17 protein-coding genes are annotated in these 12,526 nt (G+C 28.9%); 10 read left to right on the top strand and 7 right to left on the bottom strand.

Going from position 1 to position 12,526, the window contains the following annotated elements; translation table 11 throughout:
• The first annotated feature begins 99 nt into the window (after nt 1-99).
• A complete protein-coding gene (locus HUU89_RS03155; RefSeq protein WP_032090489.1) occupies nt 100-1,584 on the top strand; it encodes a DUF1846 domain-containing protein in 1,485 nt (494 codons plus the stop codon).
• 20 nt (nt 1,585-1,604) lie between these two features.
• Here HUU89_RS03155 and hflX read toward each other — a convergent pair whose 3' ends face one another.
• A complete protein-coding gene (gene hflX / locus HUU89_RS03150) occupies nt 1,605-2,810 on the bottom strand; it encodes a GTPase HflX (RefSeq protein ID WP_175300978.1) in 1,206 nt (401 codons plus the stop codon).
• 40 nt (nt 2,811-2,850) lie between these two features.
• Between hflX and HUU89_RS03145 the strand changes: the two genes are divergently transcribed.
• Nucleotides 2,851-3,759, top strand: coding sequence for a hypothetical protein (locus tag HUU89_RS03145; protein WP_147579531.1), 909 nt, complete (start codon nt 2,851-2,853; stop codon nt 3,757-3,759).
• 55 nt (nt 3,760-3,814) lie between these two features.
• The gene (locus HUU89_RS03140; protein WP_175300977.1) at nt 3,815-4,213 is read left to right on the top strand and encodes a transcriptional repressor; all 399 of its coding nucleotides are present in this window, start codon (nt 3,815-3,817) and stop codon (nt 4,211-4,213) included.
• A gap of 10 nt (nt 4,214-4,223) precedes the next feature.
• Here HUU89_RS03140 and HUU89_RS03135 read toward each other — a convergent pair whose 3' ends face one another.
• On the bottom strand, nt 4,224-4,826 hold the full coding sequence (locus HUU89_RS03135; protein WP_175300976.1) for a transglycosylase domain-containing protein: 603 nt from the start codon (nt 4,824-4,826) through the stop codon (nt 4,224-4,226).
• A gap of 39 nt (nt 4,827-4,865) precedes the next feature.
• Between HUU89_RS03135 and HUU89_RS03130 the strand changes: the two genes are divergently transcribed.
• Nucleotides 4,866-5,537: a restriction endonuclease gene (locus tag HUU89_RS03130; RefSeq protein WP_119363675.1), complete on the top strand. Its 672-nt coding sequence runs from the start codon at nt 4,866-4,868 to the stop codon at nt 5,535-5,537.
• On the opposite strand, the gene HUU89_RS03125 is transcribed toward HUU89_RS03130, so the two are convergent.
• Genes HUU89_RS03125 through rdgB form a run of 3 tightly spaced genes read right to left on the bottom strand, consistent with a single transcriptional unit; the run spans nt 5,506 to nt 7,267 of the window.
• Nucleotides 5,506-6,171, bottom strand: a complete 666-nt coding sequence (locus HUU89_RS03125) for a TIGR01906 family membrane protein (protein WP_175300975.1) — start codon at nt 6,169-6,171, stop codon at nt 5,506-5,508. The two genes, HUU89_RS03130 and HUU89_RS03125, sit on opposite strands and share 32 nt — an antisense overlap.
• On the bottom strand, nt 6,161-6,670 hold the full coding sequence (locus tag HUU89_RS03120; RefSeq protein ID WP_032090495.1) for a tRNA (cytidine(34)-2'-O)-methyltransferase: 510 nt from the start codon (nt 6,668-6,670) through the stop codon (nt 6,161-6,163). Before HUU89_RS03120 ends, HUU89_RS03125 begins: the two co-directional genes overlap by 11 nt.
• Nucleotides 6,671-6,682: 12 nt before the next feature.
• Entirely contained in the window at nt 6,683-7,267 is a 585-nt protein-coding gene (rdgB, locus tag HUU89_RS03115) for an RdgB/HAM1 family non-canonical purine NTP pyrophosphatase (RefSeq protein ID WP_119363677.1), read from the bottom strand.
• Nucleotides 7,268-7,356: 89 nt separating this feature from the next.
• Here rdgB and chbG point away from each other — a divergent pair, with 89 nt between their 5' ends.
• Entirely contained in the window at nt 7,357-8,085 is a 729-nt protein-coding gene (chbG, locus tag HUU89_RS03110) for a chitin disaccharide deacetylase (protein WP_175300974.1), read from the top strand.
• Between the two features lies 1 nt (nt 8,086).
• On the opposite strand, the gene HUU89_RS03105 is transcribed toward chbG, so the two are convergent.
• The gene (locus tag HUU89_RS03105) at nt 8,087-8,854 is read right to left on the bottom strand and encodes a formate/nitrite transporter family protein (protein ID WP_175300973.1); all 768 of its coding nucleotides are present in this window, start codon (nt 8,852-8,854) and stop codon (nt 8,087-8,089) included.
• Between the two features lie 92 nt (nt 8,855-8,946).
• Here HUU89_RS03105 and HUU89_RS03100 point away from each other — a divergent pair, with 92 nt between their 5' ends.
• From HUU89_RS03100 to HUU89_RS14880, 5 genes are all read left to right on the top strand, one after another.
• The gene (locus tag HUU89_RS03100; protein ID WP_175300972.1) at nt 8,947-9,495 is read left to right on the top strand and encodes a hypothetical protein; all 549 of its coding nucleotides are present in this window, start codon (nt 8,947-8,949) and stop codon (nt 9,493-9,495) included.
• 71 nt (nt 9,496-9,566) lie between these two features.
• Nucleotides 9,567-10,010 carry a MarR family winged helix-turn-helix transcriptional regulator gene (locus tag HUU89_RS03095; RefSeq protein ID WP_147579523.1) on the top strand — a complete coding sequence of 148 codons (444 nt, stop codon included), beginning with the start codon at nt 9,567-9,569 and terminating at the stop codon, nt 10,008-10,010.
• Nucleotides 9,994-11,358 (top strand): MATE family efflux transporter, encoded by a 1,365-nt coding sequence (locus HUU89_RS03090; RefSeq protein ID WP_032090501.1) that lies wholly within the window; start codon nt 9,994-9,996, stop codon nt 11,356-11,358. Before HUU89_RS03095 ends, HUU89_RS03090 begins: the two co-directional genes overlap by 17 nt.
• Nucleotides 11,355-11,570, top strand: a complete 216-nt coding sequence (locus tag HUU89_RS14885; protein ID WP_227391477.1) for a GNAT family N-acetyltransferase — start codon at nt 11,355-11,357, stop codon at nt 11,568-11,570. The genes HUU89_RS03090 and HUU89_RS14885 overlap by 4 nt, the downstream gene beginning before the upstream one ends.
• 197 nt (nt 11,571-11,767) lie before the next feature.
• Nucleotides 11,768-11,932, top strand: coding sequence for a hypothetical protein (locus tag HUU89_RS14880; RefSeq protein WP_227391476.1), 165 nt, complete (start codon nt 11,768-11,770; stop codon nt 11,930-11,932).
• A gap of 8 nt (nt 11,933-11,940) precedes the next feature.
• Here HUU89_RS14880 and HUU89_RS03080 read toward each other — a convergent pair whose 3' ends face one another.
• Nucleotides 11,941-12,525: a methyltransferase family protein gene (locus HUU89_RS03080; RefSeq protein WP_217498410.1), complete on the bottom strand. Its 585-nt coding sequence runs from the start codon at nt 12,523-12,525 to the stop codon at nt 11,941-11,943.
• Nucleotide 12,526 lies beyond the last annotated feature (1 nt).

Here is a 12,526-nt window from a genome sequence, read left to right as displayed (position 1 = left end):
ATCAAAATATTGATATTTCTTCAATATTGATAAATAATTATTATTTTGTTTAAAAATAAGACAAATTATATATAATAAGGAACAGGGAGAAAATGAAAGATGAGAAAAATTGGATTTAGTAACGAAAAATACATTGAATTACAATCAAAACATATCAAAGAACGTATCAAACAATTTGATAATAAGCTTTATTTAGAATTTGGTGGTAAATTATTTGATGACCACCATGCATCTCGTGTTTTACCAGGATTTGAACCTGATAGTAAATTAAAAATGTTATTAGAATTGAAACAAGATGCAGAAATTATTATTGTCATTAACGCCAATGACATTGAAAACAATAAAATGCGTGGTGATCTAGGAATCACTTATGATTTAGAAGTTTTAAGATTGATTGACGCTTTCCAAAACATTGGACTTTATGTTGGAAGTGTTACAATTACACGTTTTGAAAACCAAGTACATGCTATTGCTTTTCAAAAGAAACTAGAAAACTTAGGAATTAAAGTCTTTAGGCATTATCCTATTGCAGGTTATCCAAATGATATTGAAAAAATCGTCTCGGAAGAAGGATTTGGAATCAATGATTACATTGAAACAACAAAACCACTTGTTGTCGTAACAGCGCCTGGTCCAGGAAGTGGAAAAATGGCGACTTGTTTATCACAACTTTATCATGAATACACTCATGGTATTAAAGCAGGATATGCAAAATTTGAAACATTTCCTATTTGGAACATTCCTTTAAAACATCCTGTAAACTTAGCTTATGAAGCAGCTACAGCAGATTTAAATGATGTCAATATGATTGACCCATTCCATTTAGAAGCTTATAACGAAACAACTGTCAACTATAATAGAGATGTTGAAATCTTTCCGGTTTTAGAATCAACATTCAAAAAAATCATGTCAACTTGTCCTTATAAATCACCTACTGATATGGGTGTCAATATGGCTGGAAATGCAATTATTGATGATGAAGCATGTAAAGAAGCAAGTAAACAAGAAATCATTCGTCGTTATTATCAAACAAAACTTGATTTTAAACGTGGTCTTGTTGATAAATCAGCAATCTCTAAAATTGAAGCCATCATGCTTACTTTAGATTTAAAAGCTATAGATCGTAAATGTGTCAATCATGCATTAGAAATCGAAGAAAAAACCAACGAACCAGGATTTGCGATTGAACTTAATGATGGACATATTATCACTGGTAAAACAACATCTTTACTTGGAAGTGCTTCAGCATGTTTATTAAATGCATTAAAATATCTTGCCAATATTGATGATGATATTTTACTAATTGAACCTGAAGTTATTGAACCTGTTGCTAAACTAAAAAAAGGAATCTTAAAAAATAAGAATCCTCGTTTACATACAGATGAAATTTTACTTTCATTAGCTATTTCTGCAAATAATAATGAAAACGCTAAAAAAGCTTTATCATGTATTGAACAATTACAATACTGTGAAGCCCATTCATCAGTCATCTTATCTGAAACAGATATCGATACTTTAAAACGTTTAGGTATTCGTTTAACTTCAGAAGATAAATTCCAATTTAATCGTATATATCAAAAATAAGCCAATTTTGGCTTATTTTTTTAATGTTTTAAACAATAATGTAAATAGTTCTTTATTTCTTGTTTTCTTGCTTCTATTTTCAAATAAATACTCTTTTCTAAGTATTCTATTTCTTTTACATAACAATGTTGATGTAAATATTTAAAATCTTCTCCTTGACTATAAGGAATAGAGAGTTCAAATACTTCATAATCTTTAAAGAGAAGATGTGAGATTTCATCTTCTAATAAATCAAGACCTCTTTTATATTTTGCTGAAATAAAAACATAAGGTGATTGTGGTTGGATATAAGCATATTTATTTAAATCAATTTTATTATAAACATAAATCATTGGTGTATTTTCAACCCCTAATGATTTTAAGACTTCATTGGTTGTTTCTATTTGCATTTGATAGTCTTCAAAACTTGTATCTACAACATGTAATAAAAGATCTGCTTCTTTTACCTCTTCTAAAGTGGAACGAAAAGCTTGAATTAAATGATGAGGCAATCTTTCAATAAAACCAACAGTATCTGTAAGTAAACAACCATGATTTTTTATTTTAATATGTCTTGTGGATGTTTCTAAAGTCGCAAATAACATATCTTTTTCAAAAACTTTCTTTTGTTTATCAGGACATAACGTATTCAATAAAGTCGATTTTCCGCTATTTGTATAACCTACTAAAGCAATAACTGGAATTTGGTTATTCTTTCTTCTTTGTCTTTGTACTTGTCTTTGTTTGACGATTTCAGCCAGTTCTTTTCGAGAGCGGGCAAGCTTTCTAGCAATGATTCTTCGATCAAGTTCAATTTGTTTTTCACCTGAGCCCCTAAAACCAGAACCACCTTGTTGATGAGACATATGTTCTTGCATTCCCACAAGACGTGGTAATAAATACTGATCACGAGCAATTTCTACTTGCAATTTAGCTTCTTTTGTTTTAGCGCGCTCATCAAAAATACGTAAAATCAAATCTGTTCGATCTGTAACTTCTGTTTCAAGTAAATCCGTTAAGTTTTTAACTTGTAATGGTGTCAATTCATCATCAAAGATAACCATTTCATCTTGAAGTTTTAATTTAATTTCTTCAATTTTACCTTTACCAATATACGTTGCTGGATTTATTTTTTCTAATTTTTGAATCACAACATCAATCACTTCAATATGACACGCCTCACATAAAGATTTTAATTCTTCTTCATAAAAAGGATTTGTTGATGTTAATACTAAGATTGCTTTCATTCTTTCACCTCTTTAATTATTCTACCAATTAGGAGACGCTATGAAAAGATATAATGACTATTTTACTTTACTCTTTGTCACATTTTTAACACTTTTTTCTTTTTTTCATATGTCAACGATTGTTGATGTCAGCCATGATGTCATTACTATTGTCTTTAAAAATCTTCTACCCTCTTTACTTCCGTTTATGATTCTTGTTTCACTTTGTTTAAACCTAGGTATTTTAGATATCCTTGCTTATTTTTTACAAATTCCTTTTTATAATTTATTTTCATTGACACCAATGATGTCCTCTCTTTATTTTGTCTCCTTTTTTTGTGGTTATCCAACCAATATCAAAATTATTAAAGAAGCTTATGAACTTCATTATATCGATCTTGATGAACTTCAACATCTTCTCTCCATTGCTTCTTTTAGTTCCATCTCTTTTATTTTTGTTTCCTTAAACACACCCTATTCTCTTTTGATTTTTATTTGTCATCTTCTACCAAGTCTCATACTTGCCTTATTTTATCACCATCCTCAAAAAAAACTTACCTTTAAACAAGTACGACAAACTTTAAAACAACCACATCTTTCTTTTGTAAAAGCCTTTAAAAAAAGTGTTCTTTCCAGTGTCTATGCTTTCCTCTTTATTTTAGGATATATGTTGATTTTCCAATTTTTTGTTTCTTTTTTACAAGATGTTTTTCCTCAATTTTCTTTTGATTATCTTAAAGGAATTTTAGAATTTAGTAGTGGCTCTTTAAAGATCATTCATCAGTCCAAAAAAATGCTTCCTTTTGTATGTTTCTTTCTCTCTTTTAGTGGTTTTTCCGTTATGATGCAAGCTGATAATCTCTTAGAAGCTATTCCCTATTCTTTTAAAAAATATTTTCTTTCTCGTCTCTATCATGGAATTCTTTCTTTTATTCTTTGTTTACTATTTCTTCAATTTGGATTGATTTGACAGATGTATGGTATTTATTTATAATAATAGTAACCATTACTATTAGGAGAAAATTATGAAAGAAATTAAGATTCGATACTCTAAACAAAGAGAGCTCATTTTCAACAATTTAAAACATAGATACGATCACCCTACTGCAGAAATGATTTATCAGGACTTAAAAGTAGATTATCCCCATTTAAGCTTAGGAACAGTATATCGTAATTTAAATCAACTTGTTGAAACAAAACAAATCAAGAAACTCGATTTAGGAGATACCATGGTTCACTATGATGGCAATATTCAACCACATATGCACTTTATGTGTAACTGTTGCCAAACAATCTATGATCTTGATAATAATGATAAAAAAATTATTAAACAATTTGAAAAAACGTACAAGCATCATATTGATGTTATTGATATCAATATGTCAGGTATCTGTGAAAAATGTTTAGAAAAAAAGGCAGCTTAATTGCTGTCTTTTAATTCACTTTAGATGGATTATAAACACTTGGTCTTTTTAAAGTTTTAACTAGTATATCACATTGTTGCTTATTTAAATCTATTGCGTCAATATGATAATAATATTGACTTGCTGCTTGAATCCCATAGTTCCCTTCACCTAAATAAGTAATATTCAAATACATTTCTAAAATTTCATCTTTACTATAGTGATCTTCTAAATCTTTAGCAATAAAGACTTCCGCAAACTTACGTGAAAGATCTTTTTTAAAAGAAAGACAAAGATTTTTAGCAAGTTGTTGTGTAATAGTTGAACCACCCTCTTTAAAAGAAAAGGTTGTAATATTTATAAACATGGCACGTGCTAAACCATAATAATCTACAGGACCATGTTGATAAAAACGTCGATCTTCGCTTTCTAATACTGCTTCTTTATATATCGGTGAAATTTGATCAAGAGTTACATAATCTTCTTTACTCTTTAGTTGATTGACTCTTTCAGATAAAGATTGTTCTTGGATTTTATCTTGGTAAATTTGATAGCCTAAATAACCATAGTACCCACAAAAACCAGTAATAATAACTAATAATATTATAATCATTTTAAAAAGTAGTTTTTTCATAGAATACTCCTTATGTTATAATCACGTAGAGGTGAATTTATGTCTTTTATTTATAAAATTTTTCTTTTATATCCTTATTGGTTTATTAAAACACTTATTCATTGGATTTTTCAATTTTATAAAAATATTTTTTGTTTACATATCAATGAAAATAAAATTGATCAACTTTCTGGCTTTGAATTTGAGTTACTGATTCAAAAATTGCTTATTAAAAGCGGTTATCATTCTGTCAAAATCACTCAAGCAAGTGGTGATTACGGCATTGATCTTCTTGCCAAAAAGAATCAAGTTTCTTATGGATTTCAATGTAAAAGATATCAAAAAAATATTGGTGTCAGCGCTATTCAACAAGCATATGGTGGTATTTCTTACTATCATTTAGATCGAGCAATCGTTATTACCAATTCTTATTTTACAGAAGCCGCTTATCAATTAGCTGCTGTCAATGATATTTTATTAATTGATCGTCAAAAGCTTTTAAAAATGCTTAAAAAATCCAAACTCTTTTCTAGTCAAATACCTTTTTATTGTTATATTGTTGATATCTTCATTATTGGCCTTTTTTACTATATATACTTACAATTGCGTGATCTTATTTATTTGAGTATCTGTCTTTTTCATCTTCTTTTACTTATTTATATGTTTTTTAAAACATTACGTTATAAAAAATATAATCAAATTAAAGAGTATACGATTCATGATTATCAATAGCTAGAATCATTTTTTGATAATGTTGATAGATTTTATAACAAATAAATGCACTGAATAAAACAATAAAAACAATCAATATAAAACAATGCATAAAAAAGTTTTCAGGCAAAATATTAATAATTGGATCTAGACGAGGATTAAAAAGCCAATAATCATTACTAAACACCAATTGATGAAACATCACAAATAAACGATCAAAATCAATAAAAGCAAAGAAGCCTAAAATCAAAGGAATGACAATCGTTAAAATGGCTGTCAATTTAAAAAAGCGATATTCTTTTTGTTTAATTTGTCTATAAACCAAATAAGAAGTTGTACAAAAAGTAAGCAAACATACTATTTGAATTATTTCAAAAATGCGTTTCACTTCTTCAAAATGAATACGTCCACCTTTTGACATGATAAAATCTTTAAAAACAAGTTTTCCTTGATAAAAGATAGATTGATAATGTATTAAGATTTGATAATTTTCTTTAATTTGTTGATATGTATAACGTGTATTTTCAACAAGTTTTAAATGATGAATATCAAAATAATAAAGTGGTTTAAAAAAGGCAACAAAAACAACAGAAAAAGAAATGATAAATAGCATGAAAGATATACTTGTCAGTATATCTTTTTTACTATAAGTCATATAAAAATTCTTCACCTTTTTGAACTTCTACTTTAGAAAGGTTTGGATAATCTTGTTGTCTTAAAACTTCATAAATCGTAAGCGCTGCACAGTTAGATAAATTAAGACTTCTTACTTTATCTGACATTGGAATACGTACACAACGATCTAAATTTTCTTTTAAAATTTCTTTAGGAATTCCATCATGTTCATGTCCAAAGAATAAATAATGTTCCTTAGAACTATCACTATAATCTTGATCCGTATAACAAAGTTTTGAATAGCGTGTAAAAAAATGATATTCTCCTGGGTTTTTAGCTTTGAATTCTTCATAAGATTCATAGACATGTAAATCTAAATCTTTAATATAATCAAGCCCCGCTCTTTTCATTTTTTTATCATCTAATTCAAATGACATAGGTTTAATAATATGTAACGCTGTATTGGTTGCGACACATGTTCTCATAATATTTCCAGTATTTTGAGGAATTGCTGGGTGTACTAATACAATATGGTTCATTTTTATCTCCTTCTATAATTCTTTTAAAATTGCATATAATTTTTTGAGTGCTTTAGCACGGTGTGAGTATTTATTTTTTTCTTCTAAAGTCATCTCTGCACTTGTTTTTTGACAAGGTGGGAAATAGAAAATTGGATCATAGCCAAAACCATTGACCCCGGCAATATGATCATGAATTTCACCTTCAAATGTTTCTTGAATCAAGATAGGTTCTTGATCTGGAATACATAAAGCTAGAGCACATACAAAGCGGCATGTTCTTTCTTTACCTTCAATTGCATCAATGATTGCTTGATTGATAATTGGATAAGGGGTATCTTTTCCTAAAAAGCGAGCAGAATAGATTCCTGGAAGCTTTCCAAAAGCATCGATTTCAATGCCACTATCATCCGCTAAAACAATTTTATGTAAATCATCAGCAACATATTTTGCTTTAATCAAAGCATTTTCTTTAAATGTTTTTCCATCTTCAACAATATCTGGAACATCATCATAAACATCTTTTAAAGATTTGACTTCAATATTTAAATCCTTTAACATTGCTTGAATTTCTTTGACTTTTCCTTGATTGGTTGTCGCCACTATGAGTTCTTTCATATTTTCATCTCACTTTCTTTGTATGTATTTTAGCATTTTTTGTATCATAGTTCACTTATTTTCTTTATAATATCTTTAGGAGGTTCATTATGATTAAAAAATTAATTGTTAACGCTGATGATTTTGGTTTATCAGAAGGTGTATGTTTAGGAATTTTAAAAGCACATAGAGATGGTATTTTAACTTCAACAACTTGTATGATGAATATGGAAAATATTGAAAAATATTTAGAAATGACAAAAGCGTATCCAAATTTAGGTTTAGGAGTTCATTTAAATATTACCGTTGGAAAGCCTTTAACGAAAGTTAGCTTTATTGATGAAAAAGGAAATTTCAAATCAAGAGATACTTATAAAAATCGAGAAGCGATTGTATTACAAGAAGAACTGTATCAAGAATGGAAAGCCCAAATTGAAAAGTTCATCAAAATTACAGGACATAAACCAACCCATTTAGATTCTCATCATCATGTTCATTTACTTAAAAGCAACAGGGATGTCGTTTTAAAACTGGCCTATGAATATGATTTACCTATTCGTCAAGAAACGTACTTACAAAAAGACTTTGAACCTGTTTATTTTGAAGAACTTTTCTATAATCAAGATGCAACTTTTGAAATGATTAATATGATTTTACATAAAGATGTTGAAAATTATGAATTGATGTGCCATCCTGCCATGATTGATTGGAAACTTTACCAAATATCTTCTTATCATTTAAGACGTGCTCATGAATTAGATCTCTTATGTAGTCAAAAAGTTAAAGAAATGACGAAGGATATTGAATTCATTAATTACCATGCTATTAAAAAAATCTAGCTTATTCGCTAGTTTTTTTTGGTCGAATCATTAAATAGATTGGTAAGCCAAGAAGAATGCTTCCCCCAATAATATTTCCTAAAGTCGAAAGTAACATATGTAATCCTACTCCACTCCAAGATATGCTTGTACCCAAAGCGGTAAAGGTCATAGAAAATGTTCCCATATTCGCAATGCTATGTTCAAATCCTGGTAAAACAAATGTCATGACAATAATCATCATAATAAATGTTTTAGCCATTTCTTCTTTTAGTTTCATGCCAACAAATGCAGCCGCACATACAATAAAATTACATAGAATTCCTTTAATAAAAAGTTCTAAACCATCAAAACTTAATTTATTAGAAACGACGTTTGCAAGATATTGATTCATCGCTTCATGATTAACACCACTTCTAATAAATAAAAAACAAATCAAGGAAATTCCCACGAAGTTTCCTACATAACAAATTCCCCACATTGGTAAAATATCTAAAAATTTTAATCTTTTATGGTAAACTGGAAACATCGTGGTAAAACAATTTCCCGTAAATAGCTCTGATCCAAGTAAAACAATAATCACTAAACCAATTCCAAAAGCTCCCGCAAATGCAATCTTAGCCGCAATTACATGATGTTCTACAAGTAAAACTGCCAATGTATAAGATAAAATGGTCGCAAGACCTAAATAAAGACCTGCCACAATACTTCTTATAAAAAAACGAAATGGATCTTTTTTAGACATTTCATATTTTGTCATGGCAGCTTTCTCTAATAATTCATAATCCATAAAATTTCCTCCGTCTCTTACAATAACATAAAAAATATATAAATGTAACCTCTTCCATTGTTTTTATGTTACTTTATAGATGAGGTGATTTTATGTTGAATCATATAATTCAAGAATTAATAACCAAAGCGATTGAAAAGCAAACAGAAAAAATCATTACCAAAAAATCACAAAAAAAGATACAACAAGAAGCAGTGATCTTTAATAAACCTCATCTTTTTGTATCTGGTTATTATCAAGCTTATGCTTTTTTATTCGCATGTCCTATTTTAATAATCGTTTTATTATTATGCATTTTCATTCAATTTCAAATACATCATTTTGATATGGTTGCTTTATGTTGCATTTTAATGATTTTCTTACTTTATGCTACTTATAAAAGAGTCCATAAAATGTATTTACTTGCCTATTGGCAATCAGGTTTAACTTTTTATGACCGCAAAGGAAACCAACTTGTACAAATTCCTTCATCCTATTTAAAAAATGCTACTTCAAAAACCAACAAACTTATTATTCCCTATCATAATGAAACTTGGATCATAGAAAAAAATAAAAATGATAATTTAAAAGAAGTAGAAAAAATGCTTTCCTATTTTAAAAACGACTCATTTTGTTATGAATGCCAAAATTTGTACCAATAAGTTATCAGTCTTGACTTCTAAAAAAAGAAGCATAAAATATAGTTTGAATCCAAACTATATAGGAGGCACTTATGTTAGAAGATCAATTTTATTTTCAATTACTTAAATGTTCTAATCATCAAAAAAGATGGATCAATCAAAGAACAATACAAATCGATGTTTTACCAGGACAAAGTAAAGTCCTTCAATGTTTAGATGAGCATGGTCCCTTGTCTCCTAAAGAAATAGGAAAACTATGTATTGTAGATAAATCTACAACAACCTCTTTACTTAATAAGATGGAAAAGATGAATTATATTGAAAAGAAAAATCAAAATCATGATAAGCGTTCTATTCTAATTCATCTAACTAAACTTGGAAAAGAAAAAGCAAAACTTGTCAAACAAATTTGTTTAGAAAGCGACCAATTTATTTTACAAGGACTTTCTAAAAAAGAACAACGAGAAATTATTAGTTTGCTTAAACAAATGAATAATACCTTAGAAAAGGAGGATACACATGGAAACACAAAATAACTTTGCGATAGGAAGTATTCCTAAACATATTATGTCAATTGCGGGACCAATGATTGTCGCTCAACTCATTAATGTTTTATACAATGTTATTGATCGTATTTATATTGGACGTATACCTCATGTAGCGACCCTTGCTATGGGTGGTCTAGGAATTTGTTTACCAATTATTTCCATTGTCATGGCTTTTGCAAACCTCTTTGGTATGGGTGGTTCCCCTCTTTGTTCAATTGCGAGAGGTCAAGGTAAAAATGATGACGCTGAAGAAATCATGGGTAATTCATTTTCTTTACTTGTCATCTTTGGAATTATTCTTACGATTGTTGGTTTTATTTTCAAAGAAGATATTTTATGGGCTTTTGGTGCCAGTAAACATACTATTAGTTATGCTTTGGATTATTTATCTATTTACTTAATTGGAACTATTTTTGTTTTAGTAAGTCTAGGGATGAATAGTTTTATTAATAGTCAAGGTTTTGCGAAAGTCGGAATGATGACAGTTCTTATCGGTGCTATTTTAAATATTATTTTAGATCCTCTATTTATCTTTGTTTTACATATGAATGTTAAAGGAGCTGCCATTGCGACCGTCATTTCTCAAGGTGTTTCTGCTTTATGGACCTTACAATTTTTAACAGGTAAACAAACTATTTTGAAACTTAGAAAAAAATATTTTAAACTTAATTTCTACTATGTAAAACGTATTTTTTCACTTGGTACAGCTGGTTTTATGATGGGGATTACCAATTCTGTTGTGACGATTGTTTGCAATTCGACTTTACAAACTTACGGTGGAGATCTTTATATCGCCATCATGACAATTATCAACTCCATTCGTGAAATTGCTCAATTACCCGGTCAAGGAATGGCCAATGCCTGTCAACCAGTTTTAGGTTATAACTATGGGGCTAAAGAATATAAACGTGTTCTTACAGGTATTAAGTTTGTCACAATTGTTTCTTTTATAATGATGTTTGTGATATGGCTTGCAATTACCCTATTCCCTGAATTTTTCATTCAAATCTTTACACATAATCAAAAAATCATTAGTCATGGTATCACATCTTTACATCTTTATTTTTTTGGTTTCTTTATGATGACTTTCCAAATGGTTGGACAATCAACTGCCGTTGGTTTAGGAAAATCAAAACAAGCGATTTTCTTTTCGATCTTTAGAAAAGTAATCATTGTTGCTCCTTTAACTGTCATTCTACCAAAATTTATTGGTATTAATGGTGTCTTTATTGCTGAAGCTATCAGTAACTTTATCGGTGGTGGTGCTTGTTATATTACCATGTGGTTGACAATTGGTAGAAAACTTCAACAAAAATGCAAGGAAGAAGCCGTATGAATACCCCAACATTAAACACACGTAGATTGACTTTAAGAAAATTCAATGAAAATGATTTAGAAGCTTTTTATGACATTTTTTCTGATAAGGAAGTCAACCAGTTTCTTCCTTGGTTTCCTTTAAAAAATCTAGATGAAGCTAAAAGCTTTTATCAAGAAAGATATGCTTCTATTTATCAAAAGAAACAGAGATACGCTTACGCTATTTGTTAAAAAAACAATACTCCCATTGGTTATATCAATATTGATTTAGATGAAAGTCATGATTTAGGCTATGGTCTAAAAAAAGAATACTGGCATCAAGAAATTGTGAGTGAAGCTGTAAATCCATTATTCAACAAGCTCAAAAAGAAGAGCTTAATTATTTAACTGCTACCCATGATATTAAAAATATTCATAGTGGTCATGTTATGAAAAAAGCAGGTATGCATTATTGTTATTCTTATAAGGAACACTGGATGCCTAAAAATATTCCAGTTATTTTTAGAATGTATCAAATAAATCTTGATGGAAAGAAACGGATTTATCAAAAATATTGGAATCAATATGAACATTTTATTGAAGAAAACATATAAAGGACAAGTTATTTAAAACCTGTCCTTTTTCCTATATAACAATTAACTTGTTGGTAATATCGAAGGTATTGTTCTTTGAATTCTTGTTTTAAAAAAGGCTCTTCAACATATTTGATTTGAAGATGAAACATCATCATTGCAAGTAATGAAATAATCAATAAAATTGTATTAAAAAACATTAAACACATTCCTAGATAAACAAGATTAAAACCTAAAAAGGCTGGATTACGACTAATTTGGTAAATACCATCTGTAATCAAATCTGTTTTTTCTTCATAGCTCACTCCTACACGCCAACTATCTTTCATTGTTAAAACAGAAGCAATAAAAACAATATCTCCTATGATTCCTAAAAATATTCCCATGATGCGAATTATCAATGGAAAAGTCGTTGTATTTAAATAAATACTTAGTATTTCTATGATAAAAGTAGCAATCGTTGCTCCTTTCATCATTATTTCTATCTTCTTTTGAATTCCTTGTTTTCCTTTTCCCATATGATCTGTTTGAATTCCTTGTTTTCTCTGTTGAAACATCTTTATAAAATAACAAAGATAAAAGACAAGCAAAATCATATATCCTACTATTTGCATC

It is taken from the genome of Faecalibacillus sp. H12 (assembly GCF_013361255.1).
Classification (GTDB): Bacteria; Bacillota_I; Bacilli_A; order Erysipelotrichales; family Coprobacillaceae; genus Faecalibacillus; species Faecalibacillus intestinalis.
The sequence above is the reverse complement of the archived record's forward strand: the minus strand, read 5'-3'. Positions and strand labels throughout refer to the sequence as shown.